This window comes from Bacteroides sp. NSJ-39, from assembly GCF_014287315.1.
Lineage (GTDB): Bacteria > Bacteroidota > Bacteroidia > Bacteroidales > Bacteroidaceae > Bacteroides > Bacteroides finegoldii.
Genome location: NZ_JACOOB010000013.1, coordinates 80,369 through 102,720 on the forward strand (window position 1 = coordinate 80,369; position 22,352 = coordinate 102,720).

The window sequence follows — 22,352 nt, forward strand, 5'->3', positions numbered from 1 at the left end:
TCTATAAATTTCTACTACATTTGCACCGTATTATAAATATGAAACTGAATAGATCCTACATATTACATATATGCATTTGCCTCTGGCTTCTTTTCTTACCCTCATGCACCAGCCATTTATGGGGGAAAGATTTTATCGTGGTCATTGATGCCGGACATGGCGGACACGACCCCGGCGCCATTGGAAAAATCTCAAAAGAAAAGAATATCAATCTGAACGTTGCCTTAAAAGTAGGAAATCTGATAAAAAACAATTGTGATGACGTTAAAGTGATCTATACCCGTAGCAAAGATGTTTTTATCCCTCTAGGTCGAAGGGCGGAAATAGCAAACAATGCGAAAGCAGATCTTTTTATTTCTATTCATACTAATGCATTGGCAAACAACCGTACTGCAAAAGGAGCATCTACCTGGACACTCGGTTTGGCTAAATCGGACGCCAATCTAGAAGTAGCTAAACGGGAAAATTCAGTAATTCTCTACGAAAGCGACTATCAGACTCGGTATGCAGGATTCAATCCTAACTCAGCTGAGTCTTATATCATATTTGAATTCATGCAGGATAAATACATGGAACAAAGTGTGCACCTGGCGTCTTTGATGCAAAAACAATTTCGTCATACTTGCAAACGTTTAGACCGTGGAGTACATCAAGCCGGCTTCCTCGTCTTAAAAGCAAGTGCCATGCCAAGTATTCTGATAGAATTAGGATTCATCTCCACCCCTGAGGAGGAACGTTATCTGAACTCCGAAACGGGAGCTACAACCATGGCTAAAGGTATTTATCATGCTTTTCTCAATTATAAAAGAGAGCACGAAATACGGCTAACCGGAGTCAGCAAGACTGTAATACCGACCGAACAAAAAGGACAAGAGATAGAGAAAGAAAACGATAGACCCGTAACCGTTCAAAAGGTTGCAGAAAATGCAACTAATGACAATGAAATTACGTTTAAGATACAAATACTTACCTCTTCCAAACCTCTTGCTAAAAATGACAAAAGACTGAAAGGATTGAAAGGTGTAGATTATTATAAAGAAAAAGATATATATAAATACACATATGGTGCCTCCGGTGATTATAATAAGGTACTACGTACCAAACGTACTATTACAGCCAAGTTCAAAGACGCTTTTATCATCGCTTTCCGAGACGGTGAAAAAATGAATGTCAATGAAGCAATTGCCGAGTTTAAGAAAAGAAGAAATAAATAAAAGATAAAATGAAGTATATTACAAAAGAAGTCAGAATAGGTATCGCAGGTATCATTGCACTGTGTGTACTTGTTTATGGGATTAACTGGCTGAAAGGAATACATATGTTTCAACCTTCCAGCTATTTCTATGCTAAATTTCAGAATGTTAACGGACTGACTAAGTCGAGCCCAGTATTCGCAGACGGTGTTCGTGTAGGTATTGTACGCGATATATTTTATGATTATACTAATCCCGGAAATGTGGTTGTAGAAGTAGAACTGGACACCGAACTACGAATTCCTAAAGGAAGTAGCGCCGAACTGGTATCCGAACTGATGGGAGGAGTACGCATGAATATTCTTTTGGCAAACAATCCCCGCGAAAAATATGCCGTAGGAGATACTATTCCCGGTACACTGAATAATGGAATGATGGAAAGTGTGGCAAAGTTAATGCCACAAGTACAGGAAATGTTACCTAAACTGGATTCTATCCTTATTTCTCTGAATACAATTTTAGGTGACAAGAGTATTCCTGCCACCCTACATTCAATAGAAAAGACCACTGCCAACTTGGCCGTAGTCAGTTCTCAGGTTAAAGGTCTCATGAGCAATGATATTCCAAAGCTTACCAGCAAACTGAATACAATTGGAGACAACTTCGTAACCATCAGCGGTAATCTTAAAGAAGTTGACTATGCAGCTACTTTCAAGAAAATAGACGAAACATTATCCAATGTAAAGATGCTTACAGAAAAATTGAATAGCAAAGATAACACACTCGGATTACTCTTCAACGACCCGACTTTATACAATAATCTAAATGCTACAACTGAAAATGCAGCAGGCTTATTGAAAGACTTGAAAGAGCACCCGAAGCGCTACGTTCACTTCTCCTTATTCGGAAAGAAAGACAAGTAATAAAATCCCGTTATATAGATTTTATCTAAATAACGAATTGCTATAAAAAGCAAGTTTTTTGCATCTCAAATGTCTATCTATAAACCGAAATAAGATTCCTATACAAACATGAGAATGAGAGAAGAAAAACAGAGCTTTTATATATAATATTCTATATAACAGACACTTACAAAATAGCAAAAGCGGGATTAGTGATAGTACAAAGACATAAACACATAAGTCATTGAAAGTAAACATGTTATTATTCACTTGAAAAAAACAAGAAAAAATAGATTTGTTTTTTCCGAATAAGATTCCCAATTTTGCAAACGTAGAAGTTTTGCTTAATTAATAAATGTATTAAAAGTTACTATGATAGAATCAAATCATGTCGTACTTTGGAACCGCTGTCTTGATATCATAAAAGACAATGTTCCCGATACGACATACAACACTTGGTTTGCCCCTATTGTTCCATTAAAATATGAGGACAAGACTTTGTATTTACAGATTCCCAGCCAGTTTTTCTATGAGATTCTGGAGGAAAGATTTGTAGATTTAATACGCAAGACTTTGTATAAGGTCATTGGCGAAGGAACCAAGTTGATGTACAACGTCATGGTAGACAAAACTTCGATTCCAAACCAAACCGTGAATCTCGAAGCAAGCAATCGTTCTACGGCTGTAACTCCTAAAAACATATTTGATGGAAACAAAGCCCCTAATTTCTTGCAGGCTCCTGCTGTTCAAGATTTAGATCCGCATTTGAATCCTAATTATAATTTCGAAAACTTCATTGAAGGATACAGTAACAAACTTTCAAGAAGTGTAGCCGAAGCCGTAGCGCTAAAACCTGGAGGAACTGCTTTTAACCCATTATTCCTTTATGGAGCTTCTGGAGTGGGAAAAACACATCTGGCTAATGCCATCGGTACGAAAATCAAAGAGATTTATCCAGAAAAAAGAGTCTTGTACGTATCGGCACATTTATTCCAAGTGCAATATACAGACTCTGTACGTAACAACACAACCAACGACTTCATTAATTTCTATCAGACCATCGATGTATTAATCATTGATGATATTCAGGAATTTGCCGGTGTTACCAAAACACAAAACAATTTCTTCCATATCTTCAATCATCTACATCAGAACGGCAAACAGCTTATATTAACTTCCGACCGTGCTCCTGTATTGTTGCAAGGTATTGAAGAACGTCTGCTTACCCGTTTCAAATGGGGTATGGTAGCTGAATTGGAAAAACCGACCGTAGAACTTCGCAAAAATATTCTGCGCAATAAAATACACCGCGATGGACTCCAATTTCCAGAGGAGGTAATCGATTATATTGCCGAAAATGTGAATGAAAGCGTACGTGACTTGGAAGGTATCGTTATTGCTATCATGGCACGTTCTACTATTTTCAATAAGGAAATAGATATGGATTTGGCTCAACATATCGTGCACGGCGTTGTTCACAATGAAACGAAAGCCGTCACCATAGATGATATCCTTAAGGTAGTATGTAAACATTTCGACTTGGAGCCTGCAGCTATACACACTAAATCCAGAAAGAGAGAAGTGGTGCAAGCGCGTCAGATTGCCATGTATCTAGCTAAAAATCACACAGACTTTTCAACTTCTAAGATCGGTAAATTCATTGGCAACAAAGACCACGCAACCGTACTTCACGCTTGCAAAACCGTGAAAGGACAACTGGAAGTAGATAAGAGTTTTAACGCAGAAGTGCAGGAAATTGAAGCGTTACTAAAAAGAAAAGGAATTAATGACTAGTGATTAGGCTCATGATTCATGCTTCACAAACCTATTCACTAATCACTAACCATTATTTCAGTTCACTATTATTTCAAAAATCCCTGCCGACGAAGCACCTTTAATAGATTTTCAGACATAAACTCATTATCTTTCTTCGTATAACGAACATCTGTAAAGACCTGGGCTAGAGTTTCTTTCTTATTCTCCTCTATAAATTGTTTGCTTTCAGGCAATGATTCTTTATAAGCATAGAGTTTGTCTATTTCTTCCGGTGTATAATCATGATACATTTCCTCGTGCACAGCAGCTTCCAAAGGCAAGCGATCAACCTGTGCAGGAATTCCATCCGGGTAACCGACTGTAATTGTCGTCAAAGGAAACACCAATTCAGGCAACCGGAGTGCATCGATAATCATTTTAGGATTATAAGTAGTGGTCCCCAAATAGCAAATTCCGAGCCCTACCTCCTCTGCCAACGTACAAAAAGTCTGTGCGACAAGCAGAGTGTCCATAGACGCATTCATAAAAGACATTAAATTGTCATAGCCAGGTACAGCTTTTCTTTGCTCACACCATTTTGAAAAGCGATGAAAATCAGCACAAAAAGTAAGTACAACAGGGGCACTTTTCACCATAGGCTGATTAAAATGAGCTGGTGAAAGCTTCTCTTTCATTTCAGCGTCACGAGTCACAACCACACTATAAAGCTGCATACCTCCCATCGTAGAAGCTCGGAATGAAGTTTCAAGCAAATCATTTAACAAATCAGGAGTAATATCCTTCGATAGATATTTCCTGATAGTCCTTCTGTTCTTTACGGTTTCAAACATTTCTTTTTTATTGCAAAGATATAAAAAGAAAAATCTATTTTGCTATATCTACAGAACAGAATAGTTTTCTTTTTGGAAAACTTTAACCTTTAAACAAAAAGCAAATTTTCCTGTTTATCAAATACTTATCATTAATAAACAGAAAACTTACAGCCTGTCAATAAATTATTTCATTTTTATTTTGATAGATGAAAAAACATCCTTAGATTTGCATCCACATTTGTTAACGATAAGTAAACTTCTACACATTACTTATTTAAAAATCAGATTTAACGCACATTGCATCGTGGAAAAACAAATTTATTCTTATGACGAAGCCTACGAAGAATCTTTACGATATTTTCAAGGTGACGAACTTGCTGCAAGAGTTTGGGTAAACAAATATGCAGTAAAAGATTCTTTCGGAAACATTTATGAAAAGTCTCCGGAAGATATGCATTGGAGAATTGCCAATGAAGTGGCACGCATCGAATCGAAGTATCCGAATGCTTTAACAGCAAAAGAGCTGTACGATCTATTGGATCACTTCAAATACATTGTTCCGCAAGGTAGCCCGATGACTGGAATCGGTAACGACTATCAAGTTGCTTCCCTATCCAATTGTTTTGTTATCGGTGTAGATGGTGCTGCCGACTCTTATGGTGCTATCATTAAAATTGACGAAGAGCAAGTACAACTGATGAAAAGACGTGGAGGAGTGGGCCATGACCTATCCCATATCCGTCCGAAAGGTTCTCCCGTTAAAAATTCAGCATTAACTTCAACAGGTCTTGTGCCATTCATGGAACGTTATTCCAATTCGACCCGTGAAGTAGCTCAAGATGGACGTCGCGGAGCACTCATGCTAAGTGTATCTATCAAACATCCGGACTCAGAAGCTTTCATCGATGCAAAAATGACAGAAGGAAAAGTAACCGGAGCAAATGTTTCCGTGAAATTAGACGATGCTTTCATGCAGGCTGCTGTTGACGGAAAGCCATACTTACAACAATATCCTATTGATTCTTCCGACCCTACATTTACAAAAGAAATAGATGCTTCTACTTTATGGAAGAAGATCGTTCACAATGCATGGAAATCAGCAGAACCGGGTGTTCTGTTCTGGGATACAATAATTCGCGAATCCGTACCGGATTGTTACGCAGATTTAGGTTACCGGACCGTTTCCACGAATCCATGTGGCGAGATACCTCTATGTCCTTACGACTCATGCCGTCTCTTGGCAATCAATTTGTATTCATATGTAGTAAATCCGTTTAAACCGAATGCTTATTTCGATTTTGATCTGTTTAAGAAACATGTGGCATTAGCTCAACGTATCATGGATGACATCATCGACCTCGAACTGGAGAAAATCGAACGCATCATGCACAAGATTGATGAGGATCCGGAAAACGACGAAGTGAAGCGGGCAGAACGTGTACTCTGGGAAAAGATATATAAGAAAAGCGGACAAGGGCGACGTACAGGTGTAGGTATCACTGCAGAAGGTGATATGCTCGCAGCATTAGGATTACGCTACGGAACAGAAGAGGCTACCGAATTCTCAGAAAAAGTACATAAGACAGTAGCTCTTGGCGCTTATCGTTCTTCTGTAGAAATGGCGAAGGAGCGTGGTGCTTTCGAAATATATGATAACAAACGCGAGCAGAACAATCCGTTCATCCAACGTTTGGCAGAAGCCGACCCTGAGCTATATGAAGAAATGAAGAAATACGGACGACGCAACATTGCCTGCCTGACTATCGCTCCCACCGGAACAACCAGCCTGATGACTCAGACAACTTCTGGCATTGAACCGGTATTCTTGCCAGTTTACAAACGTAGAAGAAAAGTGAATCCGAATGACACAAATGTTCATGTCGACTTTGTTGATGAAACAGGAGATGCATTCGAAGAGTATATTGTATTCCACCACAAGTTTGTCACATGGATGGAAGCCAATGGATACGATCCGTCCAAACGCTATTCTCAGGAAGAGATTGACGAATTAGTAGCCAAGTCTCCTTATTATAAAGCTACTTCCAACGATGTCGACTGGTTGATGAAAGTAAAGATGCAGGGAAGAATCCAAAAATGGGTAGACCATTCCATCAGCGTAACCATTAATCTGCCGAATGACGTAGACGAGGATCTGGTAAACCGTTTATATGTGGAAGCATGGAAATCCGGTTGTAAAGGTTGTACCGTATACCGTGACGGCTCCCGTTCCGGTGTACTTATCTCAGCCAAATCCGACAAAAACAAGAAAGAGGAACTTCCTCCGTGCAAACCGCCTACGGTCGTAGAAGTGCGTCCACGAATATTAGAAGCAGATGTTGTACGTTTCCAAAATAACAAAGAAAAATGGGTGGCTTTCGTTGGCCTGCTAGATGGACATCCTTATGAAATCTTCACCGGTCTGCAAGATGACGATGAAGGTATTTTATTACCTAAGAGCGTGACTAGCGGACGTATCATCAAAAATATAGATGAAGACGGAACGAAGCGTTACGACTTCCAATTTGAAAACAAGCGCGGATATAAGACGACTATTGAAGGATTGTCTGAGAAGTTCAATAAAGAATATTGGAACTACGCCAAATTGATTTCCGGAGTACTCCGTTACCGAATGCCAATAGAACAAGTTATTAAACTGGTAGGTTCTTTGCAACTGAACAGTGAAAATATCAATACTTGGAAAAACGGTGTAGAACGCGCTCTGAAGAAATACATCCAGGATGGAACCGAAGCAAAAGGCAAGAAATGTCCGAACTGTGGCAATGAAACTCTCGTTTATCAGGAAGGATGTCTGATTTGTACCACTTGCGGGGCTTCCAGATGTGGATAAACATTCTATAATATATGATCTTATCATTTAATATCGAATACCGTACCAATTGGGGGGAGGAAGTCAAGCTTGCAGGCTTATCGACGGAATCCACCCCAATGTACACTACAGACGGTATATATTGGACGGCAGAAGTGGAACTGGAAGTTCCTCAAGAAGGATTGACTATCCATTATAGCTACCAGATAGAACAAAACGGAATCGTCATCCGCAAAGAATGGAACAATTTTCCACGATGCCTTTTTCTATCCGGTACTCCTAGAAAAAAGTATAGAATCAATGATTGCTGGAAAAATATCCCGGAGCAACTATACCTTTACAGTTCTGCCTTTACAGAAGCATTATTATCACATCCCGAAAGGGAAGACATTCCGCAAGGGTATAAGAAAGGGCTAATAATAAAAGCTTATGCCCCGCGCATCAACAAAGATTATTGTCTGGCCATTTGCGGCAATCAGAAAGCACTAGGTAACTGGGATCCGGAAAAAGCCGTTTTAATGAGTGACTTCAATTTCCCCGAATGGCAGGTGGAGCTAGATGCAAGCAAGCTCAAATATCCTTTGGAATATAAATTTATCCTTTGCCATAAACAGGAAAGAAAAATTGATTGCTGGGAGAAAAACCCTAATCGTTATCTGGCAGACCCGGAAATAAAGACGAACGAGACACTCGTGATTTCCGACCGATATGTCTATTTTGATATTCCAATGTGGAAAGGTGCAGGAATTGCCATCCCCGTATTTTCTCTGAAATCAGAAAAAAGTTTTGGAGTAGGTGATTTCGGTGATCTGAAACTCATGATCGATTGGGCGGTAAACACACATCAGAAGGTCATCCAAATTCTACCGATTAATGACACGACCATGACCCATACATGGACGGACTCTTATCCCTACAACAGTATTTCCATCTATGCTTTTCATCCGATGTATGCGGATATAAAGCAAATGGGAGCACTGAAAGACAAAGAAGCAGCCTCTAGGTTCAATCAGAAACAACAAGAACTGAATAATCTTACAACTATTGATTATGAGGCTGTAAACCGGGCTAAATGGGAATTCTTCCATCTGATATTCCAGCAAGAAGGGGAAAAAGTATTGGCTTCCGAGAAATTCAAGGAGTTCTTCGAAACTAACAAAGAATGGTTGCGACCTTACGCAGTCTTCAGCTATCTGCGTGATGCTTACCGGACCTCCGACTTCCGTGAATGGCCGAGACATTCTGTATACGATGCACAGGAGATAGAAAAGATGTGTCAACCGGAAACGGTAGATTATCCCCACATCGCATTATACTACTATATTCAATATCATCTGCATCTGCAATTATTGGCTGCGACAAAATATGCTCGTGAAAATGGGGTCGTACTAAAGGGAGACATACCTATTGGCATTAGCCGCAACAGTGTGGAAGCCTGGACAGAACCTCATTACTTCAATCTCAACGGACAAGCAGGCGCTCCTCCCGACGACTTCTCGGTCAACGGACAAAATTGGGGATTCCCTACTTACAATTGGGATGTAATGGAAAAGGACGGATATCGCTGGTGGATGAAAAGATTCCAGAAAATGGCCGAATATTTCGATGCTTACCGAATTGACCATATTCTCGGTTTCTTCCGTATTTGGGAAATACCGATGAATGCCGTACATGGATTGTTAGGACAATTCGTTCCCTCCCTACCGATGAGTAGAGAAGAGATAGAAAATTATGGTTTCACATTCCGAGAAGAATACCTGTCTCCATTCATTCATGAATCATTTCTCGGACAGGTGTTTGGACCTTATGTCAATCTCGTAAAACAAGATTTTCTCCAGTTAGTGGACAAATCCGGTATTTACCGTATGAGACCTGGCTTTGAGACACAACAAGAAGTCAAACAATTCTTTGCCGGTAAAAATGACGAAAACAGTATCTGGATCCGTGATGGATTATATTCTTTAATCAGTAATGTACTGTTTATTCCGGACAATAAGGAACAAGGAAAGTACCATCCCCGTATCGGAGCGCAACGTGATTTCATTTTCCGTTCGTTGAGCGAAGAAGACAAGAATGCTTTCAACAAATTATACAACCAGTATTATTATCATCGCCACAACGACTTTTGGTACCAACAGGCCATGAAAAAGTTACCTCAATTGACACAATCTACCCGTATGTTGGTATGTGGCGAAGATTTAGGAATGATTCCCGCTTGTGTGTCCTCCGTAATGAACGAGTTACGTATTCTTAGTTTGGAAATTCAACGAATGCCAAAGGACCCGTCGTATGAGTTCGGACATTTAAATGAATATCCATACCGATCTGTGTGCACCATTTCCACTCATGATATGTCTACTCTACGAGGGTGGTGGGAAGAAGATTATCAACAGACCCAACGTTATTACAATACAATGTTAGGACATTATGGCACAGCTCCTGCCATTGCAACTCCGGAACTTTGTGAAGAGATTGTACGCAATCACCTCAACAGTAATTCTATTCTCTGCATACTGTCTTTTCAAGATTGGTTGTCAGTTGATGGAAAATGGAGAAATCCTAATGTGGAAGAAGAACGAATCAACGTTCCATCCAATCCACGAAATTATTGGCGATATCGGATGCATATCACATTAGAGCAACTGATGAAAGCCAAAGAACTGAATAGCAAGATAAGTGAATTAATACAATACACAGGAAGAAACCCGGAGAAATAATTTGACTTCTATCTATATTAAACACGGATTATACAAATTCCTTTTTAAATCTGTATAATCCGTGTAAACAGATTATTAAAAGAATGAAAGAGACCCCGAGTAAACGTATTGATTTTGTAGACTTAACTAAAGGAGTCTGCATCATTCTCGTAGTCATGACACATATTGGTGGAGCCTTCGAGCAACTCGATAGGGGCTCTATGTTATCCTGTTTCCGTATGCCACTGTATTTTTTTATATCAGGAGTTTTCTTTAAACCATACGAAGCTTTATCAGGATTCATTCTTCGGAAAATAAACAAGTTGATTATCCCTTTTCTTTTCTTCTATCTAAGTGCATTCCTCCTTAAATACATCATTTGGAAAATAGCACCGGGAGTATTCCATTTACCTGTATCATGGAAAGAACTTTTGATAGTATTTCATGGACATGACCTTATCAAATTCAATCCGCCGATCTGGTTTCTAGTAGCCTTATTCAACTGCAATATCCTGTTTTATCTAGTCCATTTCCTAAGAAATAAATATCTGCCTGCCATGTTTGTTCTTACCTTATTGATCGGGTGTACAGGATTTTATCTAGGTAAAGCACAAATAACACTCCCTCTCTATCTCGATGTTGCCATGACGGCTCTCCCTTTCTATGTAGCAGGATTCTGGATTCGTAGATATAACTTCTTCTTATTTCCACATCACCGTTTTGATAAGGTAATTCCGCTTTTCGTTTTGTTGGCATTGTTAGTCATGCATTTTACTGCTACTACATTGGGAATGAGAACAAACAACTACTCCGGGAATATCTTTCAAGTATACATCGCTGCATTCGCTGGAATATTTATGATTATGCTACTTTGCAAAAAAGTGGAAAGAGTAAAAATTATTTCTTATCTAGGAAGGTACTCTATCATCACCCTAAGCATACACGGTCCCATACTCCATTTTCTAGAGCCATTGATAGCACGCTACATTCATAATAGTTGGGCACAAGCAACAATGCTTTTGTTCATAACATTAAGTATATGTATTCTACTCACCCCCCTCTTTCTGAAAGTAATCCCGCAAATGGTTGCACAGAAGGACTTGTTAAAAATTAAACAGATTCATACTAAATAATAAATAGTATATGAAAATAAATAAAAGCTATATCTTTTTGAAAGGGATTCGATTTTACGCCTACCATGGAGTAGCCCCACAAGAGAATTTGATTGGTAATGAGTATATTATCGACCTAAAACTAGGTGTTGACATCAGCAAGGCGATGCAGACAGACGAAGTGACAGATACCGTAAACTATGCTGAGGTATATAACGTTATAAAAACAGAAATGGATATTTCATCCAAATTACTTGAACATGTAGGGAAACGAATTGTGAAGAAACTATTCAAACAATTCGCTACTATTGAAGACATTGATCTGTTTCTATCCAAACGAAACCCACCGATGGGGGCAGACATAGAATCGGCAGGAATAGAGCTCCATTGTAGCAGAAAATAAAAACGGACACGTCTGCCATTCCGAACCAATCAAGAATAACAGACGTGGCAATAAATTATGGTAAAAGTTCTATTGGTAGCTTATAATCTTTTCTTTTTCCTTCTATTCACAGATTCCACAGCTTCCGTTACCACAGGCTTATTCTGGAAACGTTTTGTATAACTGGAATAGTCAGGATGGATACGTTCGTAGTCAGGATCCATAAACAACGGGCTGGAAATAATATGATCCGCTGTTGAACGGTTACAGCAAAATACGATATTTTCCACACCGGCCAAACGAGTCAAAGCTTTTACATCTGTATCATGAGGTTGCAAAGTCATAGGATCAGTAAAAAAGAAAAGATAATCAATCTGCCCATCGACAATACGTGATCCCATCTGCTGATCACCGCCTAATGGACCGGATTTCAGTATTGTAAAATCCCATTCTACATCAGGATGTTTTTCTTTCAATGCTTCCAGTATTAGTGTCCCGGTAGTACCTGTACAATAGAATTTATTTCCCATCAACAATTCTGAATTCCACAACACCCACTCGATAAGATCTTTCTTCATCGCATCATGTGCCACCAGCCCGATGCCCCTTCTAACCTTTGCTTCCATTTCGTTATCCTTTTAAGTCCGACAATTGAGAGAATCGTTTGCATCCTCTCGCATAAAACTGCCACAAGATACTACTTTTTATCTGTTCAGGTATTAAATTCAAAGTTTTTTTTCTTAGGTTCTCTTCTCTTAATGAAGAAAATGACGGACAAATCCGTTTATATTCGTCCCGTGCACGAATCACTGCGCGAGCATTGTCCCAATCCCCTTTCAGAAAGAAAGTAAGTGCCGCCACATAATCCAAACAAGTCCGAATACGCATCACTTTATTTAACTCCTCCTGCGGAAGATTCTTATAAAGCATGACAAGATTATTGCGGAAATTAAGAAAAGTCTTACGAGGATTCTCTTTTTTAAGCGTGGCTCCTCCAACATGATAGACTACACTTTGCGGAATGCAGACAATCCCACGTCCTCGAGAACGGAGTCGCCAACACAGATCTATTTCTTCCATGTGTGCAAAAAAGCGTCCATCCAGCCCTCCGACATCCAGATAATCCATACGACGAATAAACAAAGCAGCTCCTGTTGCCCAAAAAACTGGAATCACCGTATCGTATTGCCCTTCATCTTTTTCGACCGCTCCCATGATACGTCCCCGACAAAAAGGATAACCGTACTTATCTATAAATCCGCCTGCCGCTCCTGCATATTCAAAAAATTCCTTTTGGCGCTGACTTCGTATCTTCGGTTGGCAAGCAGCCACTTCAGGATGCTTATCAAGATAAGCAATCATCGGTTCCAACCAATGTTCCGTCACTTCAACATCCGAATTTAGAAGAACGACATACTCTGCATCTACTTGTCGCAAAGCCAAATTATATCCGTCCGCAAAGCCATGATTCTGTTCGAGTAAAATCATTCGGACGGATGGAAACTCCTGCTGAATCATAGTTACCGAATCGTCCGTAGACCCATTATCAGCCACACAGATTTCTATTTCTTTCCCCTCCGAATACTGAATAACAGATGGAAGAAAAGTACGAAGCATATCACATCCGTTCCAATTCAGAATGACGACTGATACTTTCATCTCTTATCTTTTCTCTTAATAAGTTCTTCCTGTTCTTTTTGTTCGCATTCCTTCTTCGTAAATTTCCAGCGCTTATGCGACCACAACCAATAAGCAGGTTCTCTACGAATGGTCTGTTCCAGTTCATGGGCAAACATATCCGTAATTTCTCCTTCGACTGTCTCTTTGGGAGCTTCAGTCATCAATTTAAACTCAGCCTCACAATATCCCCTACGTGTCTTCGTCAGTTTACAATAAAAGACAGGGAAGTTCATCATTTTTGCAATACGTTCAGCCCCATTCAAGAAAGCAGTCTCCTGCCCCATAAAAGTAGTCCAATACCGATCACCACTAGGCCATTGGTCTGTAATCAGACCTACTACCATATTTTTTCCTTCACGCTTCAATTTGATAATTTCACGTGCAGTAGAATGTTTAGGAATATTATATCCACCGAAACGGGAACGAATCTGCTTAAACAGTTCATTCAGATATTTATCCTTCAATGGTTTGTAAACTTGTACAGGTACATCGCCAGGCTTCATGACCGATCCCATTCCAATCAGCCATTCATAGTTGGCATAATGGGGAATCATCACAATAATACCTCCATGCTTTTCCGTCAATTCCAAATATTGTTCTGTATTCTTATAAATCATCCTTTGGCAAAGATCTTCAGCGGACATATGCAACAGTTTCAGGTCCTCTAGCATATAATCCGAAAGATAACGATAAAATTTACGTTCTATCTGTAATCTTTCCGCCTCAGTCTTCTCCGGAAACGACTTTTCCAGATTTTCCCGAACTACCTTCCGGCGATATCTCCCCACATGATACATCAACAGATAATTGAAATCCGAAAGCACATACAATACCCGGAACGGAAGAGCTGAAAACAGCCACATTCCACCATATACTAGCCAATAGATAAGTTTAGATTTCATACTTATATCAAAATTGTGCCTTTAAGCGCTGTCTTGTCCCCATTAAAATCTCCCAAACGCACGTTGACCACTTGATTATCCAATGAGTTATCACTTTCCACTTCTACACGAATATAATTCTTCGTAAATCCGTGCATCGGAGTATTCCCCTTCGACTTTTCCAGCAACACCGGCATCGTCTGTCCGATATGGCGCGCATAAAAAGCCTGTGTTTTTTCATCCGAAAGTGCCAACAGCCGTTGACTGCGTTGATGCTTTTCTTCCGGAGACACCACATAATCTATTTTCAAGGCTTGCGTTCCGGGACGCTCGGAATAACTGAACACGTGCAATTGGGTCACGTCCAATCCGGAAATAAACCGATAAGCTTGCTCAAAAAACTCCGCGGTCTCGCCACGAGTACCCACAATCACATCCACGCCAATGAAAGCATCCGGCATAACCTCTTTGATTTTCTTCACCTTCGATGCAAAAAGAGCCGTATCATAACGACGACGCATCAATTTTAAAACTTCATTACACCCAGACTGCAAAGGAATATGGAAATGTGGCATAAAACTACGGGAATGGGATACAAACTCAATAATTTCATCCGTCAGCAGATTCGGTTCAATGGAAGATATACGATAACGCTCGATTCCTTCTATCTGATCCAACGCTTGCACCAAATCAAAGAAAGTCTCTCCCGTCGTCTTGCCAAAATCACCGATATTCACCCCAGTCAAGACTATCTCTTTACCACCTTCCGCTGCAGCTTGCCGAGCCTGTTCGACCATAGAAGCAATAGTTCCGTTACGACTCCTCCCCCTTGCAAACGGAATAGTACAATATGAACAGAAGTAATCGCAGCCATCCTGTACTTTCAGAAAAAAACGAGTACGGTCTCCCCGTGAACACGAAGGAGAAAACGAACGAATATCTTTCGTTGCAGTAGTTATAGCCTCTCCTTTTTCATGTTTCTGCAAATTTCCCAGATACTGCAGCAGTTCACCTTTCTGCTCCGCCCCCAATACAACATCTACTCCATCAATTTTTGCCACATCACCAGGCTTCAATTGGGCATAGCACCCAGTCACTACCACAAAAGCACCGGGGTGCTGCTTTACCAAGCGATGGATGGCTTGCCGGCATTTCTTATCCGCCATCTCTGTCACCGAACAGGTATTTACCACACAGATATCTGCTTTCTCTCCTTTGCGCGCAGTCCGAACTCCCGCCTCACGCAGGATTTTACCGATAGTTGAAGTCTCTGAAAAATTTAATTTGCAGCCTAAAGTATAATAAACGGCTGTCTTATTTTGAAATACAGTGGTATCTATCATAAGCTGTTATAAACACATTAACTTTGCAAAGTTACACATTATTATCAGTAAAACACTTTAGGATACGAAAGTTTATTCCTATTTTTGCACAATTCACTAAAAAACGTGCAATGATTAAAGAGAATTTCATTAAACTATACGAAAATAGTTTTCGTGAGAATTGGGATCTGCCTTGTTATACTGATTATGGAGAAGATACCCAATATACATACGGTGAGGTAGCTGAAGAAATCGCCCGTTTACATCTGTTATTCAAGCATTGTAGTCTTCGCAGAGGAGATAAAATATCGGTTATCGGCAAAAATAATGCTCATTGGTGCATTGCTTATATGGCTACAATCACTTATGGAGCAATTATTGTCCCTATCCTGCAAGATTTTACGCCTAATGACGTTCATCATATCGTCAATCATTCCGAATCTGTCTTTCTGTTTACCAGTGACAATATCTGGGAAAATTTGGAAGAGGAAAAACTTATGGGGTTGCGGGGAGTGTTCTCATTGACCGATTTTCGTTGTCTGTATCAGCGCGACGGAGAAACTATACAAAAATTCCTAAAGAACCTCGACAAAGAGATGCATTCTGCTTATCCTAAGGGATTTACCCGCGAGGATATTCAGTACACCACCCTCTCTAATGACAAGATTATGTTGCTGAATTACACCTCAGGTACTACCGGATTCAGCAAAGGCGTAATGCTGACAGGCAATAACCTTGCCGGAAATGTCACTTTCGGTATCCGGACTGAATTACTTAAAAAAGGAGATAAAGTGCTCTCATTTCTTCCGCTTGCTCATGCGTATGGTTGCGCATTCGACTTTCTGACAGCAACAGCAGTCGGTACTCATGTCACCTTACTCGGAAAAACTCCTTCTCCCAAAATTATCATGAAGGCTTTTGAGGAAGTGAAACCTAATCTGATTATCACTGTTCCCCTAGTCATCGAAAAGATATATAAAAATATTATTCAGCCTCTTATCAATAAAAAAGGAATGAAATGGGCACTGAATATTCCTCTGCTCGATAATCAAATTTACAATCAAATCCGCAAAAGACTAATTGACGCATTGGGCGGGCGGTTCAAGGAAATCATTATCGGTGGAGCAGCTATGGATAAAGAGGTGGAAGAGTTCTTCTATAAGATTAAGTTCCCCTTTACCATTGGTTATGGAATGACCGAGTGTGGACCTCTTATCAGCTATGCACCTTGGAATGAATTTATACTAGGTTCCTCAGGAAAGATTCTGGACATTATGGAAGCTCGTATCTACAAAGAAAACCCGGAAGCCGAAATAGGGGAAATACAGGTACGCGGAGAAAATACAATGACAGGATACTACAAGAATCCGGAAGCAACACAGGAAGTATTCACTGAAGACGGCTGGTTACGTACCGGTGATCTCGGAACAATGGATGCCAACGGTAACATTTTCATTCGCGGACGACTTAAAACAATGATTTTAAGTTCAAGTGGGCAGAACATTTTCCCGGAAGAGCTGGAAACGAAACTAAATAACCTTCCTTTTATTTTGGAAAGTATCGTTATCGAACGTAACAAGAAATTGGTAGCACTCGTCTATGCTGACTATGAAGCATTGGATTCTCTCGGACTGAACAATCCAGATAATCTGAAAACCATCATGGATGAGAACCTTAAGAACTTGAACAACAATGTAGCCGCTTACGAAAAGATCAGCAAGATACAACTCTACCCTACTGAATTTGAAAAAACACCGAAAAGGAGCATTAAAAGATACCTATATAACAGTATAGCTGTCGATTAACATGTTCTAAAACATAGGGAAAGAAAGGGAAAGCGGGCAGTTACAAAAAAATATATAAAAAAAGTTGGCTTTTCGAGAACAACATATCGAAAAAGTACATACCTTTGCAGCGTTTTAATAAAGCAATTGATTGTATTACGTTTTTAAAAAGCAAAGAAAATGAAAAAATTAGTTTTGATGGCAGTAGCTATCGTAGCAGTATCATTCGCATCTTGTGGTAACAAAGCAGCTGACGCAGCAAAAGCAACAGCAGATTCTATCCGTATCGCTGACTCAATCGCAGCGGTAGAAGCAGCAGCAGCTGAAGCAGCAGCAGCTGACACAACAACTGTTGATAGTGTAGCAGTAGAAGCAACTGAAACTGTAGTAGCCGAATAATTCAGTTACAAGTTAGAGAGAATTGAAAGTCTGACATGCGAAAGTATGCACAGACTTTTTTTATGTTCTTATATTAAATGATTTCGGATTACAACAAAGAATAAAGGCGGTTTATCTTGAATGGATAAACCGCCTTCACTATAATGTAATAGCTATTATTTATTCAGCAACTACTTCGAAAGGAATTTCTACCGAAACCTCCTTGTGAAGCTTAACGATAGCCTTGTAACTACCAACTTCTTTCACAGCGTCTTTTACAACGATGATCTTTCTGTCAACTTCATGACCCAGTTTAGACAATGCTTCAGCAATCTGGATATTACCAACAGAACCGAAGATAGTACCGGTTGAGCTAACTTTAGTTGCGATAGTCAAAGAAACACCTTCCAACTTAGCAGCCATAGCTTCAGCATCTTTCTTGATTTTCTCAAGTTTGTGAGCGCGCTGTTTCAGTTCTTCAGCTAACATTTTCTTTGCAGAAGGAGAAGCGATGACAGCTTTTCCAGTCGGGATCAGATAATTACGACCGTATCCGGATTTCACGTTTACGATATCGTTCTTATAACCCAAGTTTACTACGTCTTCTTTCAATATAATTTCCATACTTTTCCTCCTTCTTATTTCATCATGTCAGTTACATAAGGCAGCAATGCCAAGTGACGAGCTCTCTTCACAGCCTGCGCGATACGACGTTGGAACTTCAAAGAAGTACCCGTGATACGACGCGGAAGGATTTTACCTTGTTCATTCAAGAATTTCTTCAAGAATTCAGGATCTTTGTAGTCGATGTACTTAATACCGCTTTTTTTGAAACGGCAATATTTTTTCTTCTTAACGTCTACTGACGGCGGAGTTAAGTATCTGATTTCTGATTGAACTTGTTGTGCCATGATTAATCCTCCTTTTTGTTTGATTTAACACTTCTTCTTTTTGCAGCATATTCAGCAGCATACTTATCCATCTTGAAAGTCAAGAAACGGATAACGCGTTCATCACGACGGAAGTTTACTTCCAACTTGTCAATTACAGTAGGATCTGCATTGAACTCAATCAGCTGATAGAAACCTGTAGACTTCTTCTGAATTGGATAAGCCAATTTCTTCAGTCCCCAGTTTTCTTCATTGATAATCTCAGCACCTTCAGCTTGAAGAATACCTTTGAATTTCTCTACCGCTTCCTTCATCTGAACATCAGATAAAACGGGAGTTAAAATGAAAACGGTTTCGTATTGATTCATACTTCGTTTAATTAAATAAATAAATTATTTGATTTAAAAATGCGGGTGCAAAGTTAGGCAATTTATTTTGAACTGCAAACATTTAATCTTTTTTTGTATCAAGAAGATAGGATTTATCCCGGAAGTAACTAACTTTGCAAAGTTGTTTAAACAATAATTTCATGATAGAGCAATTTAACTTCGACATCCGGCTTATATTTGCCATATTAAATGGTAAAGTTTCTGCGGCAATTAACCGGAAACTATACCGTAACTTCCGCCAGAACGGTTTAGAAATCAGCCCGGAGCAATGGACGGTACTCATTTTCCTATGGGAAAAAGACGGTGTTACACAACAAGAGTTGTGCAATGCAACTTTTAAAGACAAACCCAGTATGACCCGTTTGATAGATAATATGGAACGGCAGCACCTTGTTGTCCGTATCTCGGACAAGAGAGACCGCCGCACAAATCTGATTCATCTAACCAAAGACGGCAAAGAACTGGAAGAAAAAGCGCGCATTATTGCCGGACAGACCTTGAAAGAGGCGCTTCACGGCATTACTCTCGACGAATTGAGTATCGGACAGGAAGTATTGAAAAAGGTATTCTTCAACACGAAAGATTAAACAGAGAAACAACCGTTTAAATCATAAAATCCACTAAATCCTATCTTTATAATGGATTTTTTATTTAAATAATTTCGCTCGTTAAAGAATTATGCTTTAATTTGTGACTGGAATATAATAATCTATTAAAATACACACACATGAAAGGCTTATTAAAGAACTTGGGATTGATTTTAATCTTGGTCGGAGTAGTCATCTTGCTGGCTTGTTCCTTTACAGGCAATGTAAACAACAATGCCATATTGGGCAGCTCGGTAGTATTAGTAGTACTGGGACTCATTTCTTATATTGTTATCAATAAGAAGATCGCTGATTAATCTCACAGAAATCAATAAAAAATCCCGGAAACATTCGTTTCCGGGATTTTTTATTTCAGTTATCAAGAAGTAAATCGCATTAAGATTCAACTTCCGGCGTAATCAGCTTGTAGCCTTTTCCGTGAATATTGATAATCTCGATAGAATCATCTTCTTTCAAATGTTTACGCAGTTTCGTAATATACACATCCATACTGCGGGCATTGAAATAGTTATCATCAATCCAGATAGTCTTCAAAGCAAAGTCACGCTGTAAGATTTCATTTGCATGTGCGCAAAGTAAACCGAGTAACTCAGATTCTTTTGTAGTCAACTTAGTCTGCTTACCCTCCGTTGCCAAAATCTGCTTCTGGGTATCAAAAGTAAACTTACCAATCTTATAGATATTACTTTCTTTGTTCTTCTTTCCGCGAACACGTCTCAAGATCGCTTCAATTCTGAATGTCAGTTCTTCCATACTAAACGGTTTGGTGATATAATCATCCGCACCAATCTTAAATCCTTCCAGAATATCTTCCTTCAGCGTTTTTGCTGTCAAGAAAATAATAGGAATCTCAGCGTTCGCTGCACGGACATCCTGTGCCAATGTGAAGCCATCTTTCTTAGGCATCATTACGTCAAACACGCACAAGTCATATTTATTCTTCAAGAAAGCCTTATAACCAGCGTCTCCATCAGGATATAACTCAGCAGAATAACCTTTTGCCTGTAAATATTCTCTTAAAAGCATGCCAAGATTTTCGTCATCCTCGCATAATAAAATACGCAGTTTCTCGTCCATATCAATTATTTTTTAATAAAGGTAATGCAATAATAAATTTAGTTCCTACATTCAGGTCACTTTCAGCCCGGATGGTTCCTTTATGATCGACAATAATTTTCTTCACATAAGCCAATCCCAGTCCAAAGCCCTTCACATCGTGCAGATTACCCGTATGCACACGATAGAACTTTTCAAATATCTTTTTCAGGTTTTCCTTCTTGATACCGATACCATTATCCTGTATCGAAATCATCAGTTTACCCGATTCATTCCATGTTCTCACGTTCAATTCCAAATCCTCGTCCGGCTTTTTATACTTCACCGCATTATCCATCAGATTAAAGATGACATTCGTAATATGCATCTCGTCTGCAAATATAACAGGATCGGTCGCCTCAAGGTTCGATGTTATCTTTCCATTATACCGTTCCACTTTCAAGGCAAAGGTATTGACAACTCCCGTTATCAGTTCGTTCGCATCGATTTCCTTCATCTTCAAAGTTGCCTTCTGCCGGTCGAACATCGACATTTGGAGCACCTTTTCCACTTGAAAACGCAGGCGCTTGGTTTCATCATTTATAACCCCCGATATATGCTGGAACATCTGCGGAGATTTTCCGACCGCCGGATCTTTCAACATCTGCGCCGCCAGCGAAATGGTAGAGATCGGTGTCTTAAACTCATGCGTCATATTATTGATAAAGTCGTTCTTCATCTCCGTCAATTTCTTCTGACGGAACACGATATAAATCGTAAAAATGAATGTCACCAACAACACCATTGTAAATATCAACGACGGAATCATGAAACTGATCGAATCAAAAAGATAGTCTCTTCTTCCCGGAAAATGTACATTCAGTACACTCATCTTCGCAGGCGGGTCATTTTTAAACAAGGCCTGCTGGTACACTTCATCATTTCCCTTCGGATCATAATCCGCACAACGATAGACTTCCTTTCCATCCTTGTCAATCACCGTAAAGTGAAAAGGCAGGTCTATATTATTATTATACAGATTCGATTTCAAGTAACCGTTTAAATCACCAAACCGTACTCTATCTCCGATCGACTTGTCACTTGCCCGATAAATCATCTGCCAAACCACTTCATTAAGTAGCTCACGTTGATACATATATCGGTTCTTGATAGCCTCAATCAGTGAACGCGAAGTCTCCGGAATCGTTTTTGATCCTCTATAAGGAGAGATCATAGCTTTCGGAAGTTCGGATGGTTTGGTAGTCATCACCTTCAATTCAAAATCCGTATAAACCTTTCCATCTTTAGACTTCATCGTAAAACGTTGCGTCTGCTGAACCATATTATTCTGTTGCAGCGAAGGATTGTTCTCAATCAACGCTTTTCTTTCCGCTTCAGAAATATCCTCAATCAACCAACGTTGCGTTTCCGCATATTCCACATCCTTAGAAACCTGATCCAGACTACTGCGCACAGCCATATCAAACTGTTCCTTCCGGGTTTTCATCATTTCCTCAATATAACTGACCTGTAAATACAGTAAACTGAGGAATGAAAGCCCCATTACAATACCTAATATCCAAATTGTTGACTTCTTCATAGCAACAAAATTAACACTCCCTAATTAACACTCCTAATGCATTAACTTGATTTAACCGGAACTTCCCGGAAATTAACCGTATAGA

At 39.6% G+C, this 22,352-nt stretch carries 21 protein-coding genes; 11 read left to right on the forward strand and 10 right to left on the reverse strand.

Going from position 1 to position 22,352, the window contains the following annotated elements:
* Positions 1–38 precede the first annotated feature (38 nt).
* The 3 genes from H8S63_RS14445 (at position 39) to dnaA (ending at position 3,889) form a co-directional block, all read left to right on the forward strand.
* Positions 39–1,214, forward strand: a complete 1,176-nt coding sequence (locus H8S63_RS14445) for an N-acetylmuramoyl-L-alanine amidase (protein ID WP_186927200.1) — start codon at positions 39–41, stop codon at positions 1,212–1,214.
* An 8-nt stretch (positions 1,215–1,222) separates the two neighbouring features.
* The gene (locus H8S63_RS14450) at positions 1,223–2,116 is read left to right on the forward strand and encodes an MlaD family protein (RefSeq protein WP_186927201.1); all 894 of its coding nucleotides are present in this window, start codon (positions 1,223–1,225) and stop codon (positions 2,114–2,116) included.
* Between the two features lie 351 nt (positions 2,117–2,467).
* Positions 2,468–3,889: a chromosomal replication initiator protein DnaA gene (gene dnaA, locus H8S63_RS14455; protein WP_007751902.1), complete on the forward strand. Its 1,422-nt coding sequence runs from the start codon at positions 2,468–2,470 to the stop codon at positions 3,887–3,889.
* A 68-nt stretch (positions 3,890–3,957) separates the two neighbouring features.
* Here the strand turns inward: dnaA and H8S63_RS14460 are convergent, their stop codons facing one another.
* Positions 3,958–4,701, reverse strand: coding sequence for an NADPH-dependent oxidoreductase (locus H8S63_RS14460; protein ID WP_186927202.1), 744 nt, complete (start codon positions 4,699–4,701; stop codon positions 3,958–3,960).
* A 286-nt stretch (positions 4,702–4,987) separates the two neighbouring features.
* On the opposite strand from H8S63_RS14460, the gene H8S63_RS14465 reads away from it, so the two are divergent.
* The 4 genes from H8S63_RS14465 to folB all read left to right on the forward strand — a co-directional run bounded on the left by H8S63_RS14465 (position 4,988) and on the right by folB (position 11,721).
* Positions 4,988–7,531, forward strand: coding sequence for an adenosylcobalamin-dependent ribonucleoside-diphosphate reductase (locus tag H8S63_RS14465; protein ID WP_007767037.1), 2,544 nt, complete (start codon positions 4,988–4,990; stop codon positions 7,529–7,531).
* Between the two features lie 14 nt (positions 7,532–7,545).
* Complete coding sequence (locus tag H8S63_RS14470) at positions 7,546–10,227, forward strand: 4-alpha-glucanotransferase (RefSeq protein WP_186927203.1); 2,682 nt, start codon at positions 7,546–7,548, stop codon at positions 10,225–10,227.
* 83 nt (positions 10,228–10,310) lie between these two features.
* On the forward strand, positions 10,311–11,339 hold the full coding sequence (locus H8S63_RS14475; protein WP_186927204.1) for an acyltransferase family protein: 1,029 nt from the start codon (positions 10,311–10,313) through the stop codon (positions 11,337–11,339).
* Positions 11,340–11,349: 10 nt separating this feature from the next.
* Positions 11,350–11,721 carry a dihydroneopterin aldolase gene (gene folB, locus H8S63_RS14480; RefSeq protein WP_007751917.1) on the forward strand — a complete coding sequence of 124 codons (372 nt, stop codon included), beginning with the start codon at positions 11,350–11,352 and terminating at the stop codon, positions 11,719–11,721.
* An 80-nt stretch (positions 11,722–11,801) separates the two neighbouring features.
* Here the strand turns inward: folB and H8S63_RS14485 are convergent, their stop codons facing one another.
* From H8S63_RS14485 to mtaB, 4 genes are read right to left on the reverse strand one after another with little or no spacing between them, the layout of a single operon-like run.
* Positions 11,802–12,326: a methylglyoxal synthase gene (locus tag H8S63_RS14485; protein ID WP_007751921.1), complete on the reverse strand. Its 525-nt coding sequence runs from the start codon at positions 12,324–12,326 to the stop codon at positions 11,802–11,804.
* Between the two features lie 4 nt (positions 12,327–12,330).
* Positions 12,331–13,359 (reverse strand): glycosyltransferase family 2 protein, encoded by a 1,029-nt coding sequence (locus tag H8S63_RS14490; protein ID WP_186927205.1) that lies wholly within the window; start codon positions 13,357–13,359, stop codon positions 12,331–12,333.
* A complete protein-coding gene (locus tag H8S63_RS14495) occupies positions 13,356–14,282 on the reverse strand; it encodes a lysophospholipid acyltransferase family protein (protein WP_186927206.1) in 927 nt (308 codons plus the stop codon). The genes H8S63_RS14490 and H8S63_RS14495 overlap by 4 nt, the downstream gene beginning before the upstream one ends.
* A 2-nt stretch (positions 14,283–14,284) precedes the next feature.
* A complete protein-coding gene (gene mtaB, locus H8S63_RS14500; RefSeq protein WP_186927207.1) occupies positions 14,285–15,604 on the reverse strand; it encodes a tRNA (N(6)-L-threonylcarbamoyladenosine(37)-C(2))-methylthiotransferase MtaB in 1,320 nt (439 codons plus the stop codon).
* Between the two features lie 110 nt (positions 15,605–15,714).
* Between mtaB and H8S63_RS14505 the strand changes: the two genes are divergently transcribed.
* Both H8S63_RS14505 and H8S63_RS14510 read left to right on the forward strand, forming a co-directional pair.
* Positions 15,715–17,388 carry a long-chain fatty acid--CoA ligase gene (locus H8S63_RS14505; RefSeq protein WP_186927208.1) on the forward strand — a complete coding sequence of 558 codons (1,674 nt, stop codon included), beginning with the start codon at positions 15,715–15,717 and terminating at the stop codon, positions 17,386–17,388.
* A gap of 159 nt (positions 17,389–17,547) precedes the next feature.
* A complete protein-coding gene (locus H8S63_RS14510; RefSeq protein ID WP_186927209.1) occupies positions 17,548–17,766 on the forward strand; it encodes a hypothetical protein in 219 nt (72 codons plus the stop codon).
* A gap of 159 nt (positions 17,767–17,925) precedes the next feature.
* On the opposite strand, the gene rplI is transcribed toward H8S63_RS14510, so the two are convergent.
* Genes rplI through rpsF form a run of 3 tightly spaced genes read right to left on the reverse strand, consistent with a single transcriptional unit; the run spans position 17,926 to position 19,003 of the window.
* Entirely contained in the window at positions 17,926–18,369 is a 444-nt protein-coding gene (gene rplI, locus H8S63_RS14515) for a 50S ribosomal protein L9 (protein ID WP_004299330.1), read from the reverse strand.
* A 14-nt stretch (positions 18,370–18,383) separates the two neighbouring features.
* Positions 18,384–18,656 carry a 30S ribosomal protein S18 gene (rpsR, locus tag H8S63_RS14520; protein WP_004307964.1) on the reverse strand — a complete coding sequence of 91 codons (273 nt, stop codon included), beginning with the start codon at positions 18,654–18,656 and terminating at the stop codon, positions 18,384–18,386.
* A 2-nt stretch (positions 18,657–18,658) separates the two neighbouring features.
* Positions 18,659–19,003 (reverse strand): 30S ribosomal protein S6, encoded by a 345-nt coding sequence (gene rpsF, locus H8S63_RS14525; RefSeq protein ID WP_005678718.1) that lies wholly within the window; start codon positions 19,001–19,003, stop codon positions 18,659–18,661.
* Between the two features lie 161 nt (positions 19,004–19,164).
* Here rpsF and H8S63_RS14530 point away from each other — a divergent pair, with 161 nt between their 5' ends.
* Positions 19,165–19,611, forward strand: a complete 447-nt coding sequence (locus H8S63_RS14530; RefSeq protein ID WP_007751940.1) for a MarR family winged helix-turn-helix transcriptional regulator — start codon at positions 19,165–19,167, stop codon at positions 19,609–19,611.
* Between the two features lie 140 nt (positions 19,612–19,751).
* Positions 19,752–19,928, forward strand: coding sequence for a hypothetical protein (locus H8S63_RS14535; RefSeq protein ID WP_007767078.1), 177 nt, complete (start codon positions 19,752–19,754; stop codon positions 19,926–19,928).
* A 79-nt stretch (positions 19,929–20,007) separates the two neighbouring features.
* Here H8S63_RS14535 and H8S63_RS14540 read toward each other — a convergent pair whose 3' ends face one another.
* Positions 20,008–20,709 (reverse strand): response regulator transcription factor, encoded by a 702-nt coding sequence (locus tag H8S63_RS14540; RefSeq protein WP_007757824.1) that lies wholly within the window; start codon positions 20,707–20,709, stop codon positions 20,008–20,010.
* Between the two features lies 1 nt (position 20,710).
* Positions 20,711–22,267 (reverse strand): sensor histidine kinase KdpD, encoded by a 1,557-nt coding sequence (locus H8S63_RS14545; protein ID WP_186927210.1) that lies wholly within the window; start codon positions 22,265–22,267, stop codon positions 20,711–20,713.
* Positions 22,268–22,352: the final 85 nt, after the last annotated feature.

Coding starts and splice junctions, on each gene's coding strand:
- H8S63_RS14505 (WP_186927208.1), top strand. CDS start 15,715: ATGATTAAAGAGAATTTCATTAAACTATACGAAAATAGTTTTCGTGAG.
- H8S63_RS14485 (WP_007751921.1), bottom strand. CDS start 12,326: ATGGAAGCAAAGGTTAGAAGGGGCATCGGGCTGGTGGCACATGATGCG.
- H8S63_RS14495 (WP_186927206.1), bottom strand. CDS start 14,282: ATGAAATCTAAACTTATCTATTGGCTAGTATATGGTGGAATGTGGCTG.
- H8S63_RS14475 (WP_186927204.1), top strand. CDS start 10,311: ATGAAAGAGACCCCGAGTAAACGTATTGATTTTGTAGACTTAACTAAA.
- dnaA (WP_007751902.1), top strand. CDS start 2,468: ATGATAGAATCAAATCATGTCGTACTTTGGAACCGCTGTCTTGATATC.
- H8S63_RS14490 (WP_186927205.1), bottom strand. CDS start 13,359: ATGAAAGTATCAGTCGTCATTCTGAATTGGAACGGATGTGATATGCTT.
- mtaB (WP_186927207.1), bottom strand. CDS start 15,604: ATGATAGATACCACTGTATTTCAAAATAAGACAGCCGTTTATTATACT.
- rplI (WP_004299330.1), bottom strand. CDS start 18,369: ATGGAAATTATATTGAAAGAAGACGTAGTAAACTTGGGTTATAAGAAC.
- H8S63_RS14535 (WP_007767078.1), top strand. CDS start 19,752: ATGAAAGGCTTATTAAAGAACTTGGGATTGATTTTAATCTTGGTCGGA.
- H8S63_RS14470 (WP_186927203.1), top strand. CDS start 7,546: ATGATCTTATCATTTAATATCGAATACCGTACCAATTGGGGGGAGGAA.
- rpsF (WP_005678718.1), bottom strand. CDS start 19,003: ATGAATCAATACGAAACCGTTTTCATTTTAACTCCCGTTTTATCTGAT.
- H8S63_RS14445 (WP_186927200.1), top strand. CDS start 39: ATGAAACTGAATAGATCCTACATATTACATATATGCATTTGCCTCTGG.
- rpsR (WP_004307964.1), bottom strand. CDS start 18,656: ATGGCACAACAAGTTCAATCAGAAATCAGATACTTAACTCCGCCGTCA.
- H8S63_RS14510 (WP_186927209.1), top strand. CDS start 17,548: ATGAAAAAATTAGTTTTGATGGCAGTAGCTATCGTAGCAGTATCATTC.
- H8S63_RS14530 (WP_007751940.1), top strand. CDS start 19,165: ATGATAGAGCAATTTAACTTCGACATCCGGCTTATATTTGCCATATTA.
- H8S63_RS14460 (WP_186927202.1), bottom strand. CDS start 4,701: ATGTTTGAAACCGTAAAGAACAGAAGGACTATCAGGAAATATCTATCG.
- H8S63_RS14545 (WP_186927210.1), bottom strand. CDS start 22,267: ATGAAGAAGTCAACAATTTGGATATTAGGTATTGTAATGGGGCTTTCA.
- folB (WP_007751917.1), top strand. CDS start 11,350: ATGAAAATAAATAAAAGCTATATCTTTTTGAAAGGGATTCGATTTTAC.
- H8S63_RS14540 (WP_007757824.1), bottom strand. CDS start 20,709: ATGGACGAGAAACTGCGTATTTTATTATGCGAGGATGACGAAAATCTT.
- H8S63_RS14450 (WP_186927201.1), top strand. CDS start 1,223: ATGAAGTATATTACAAAAGAAGTCAGAATAGGTATCGCAGGTATCATT.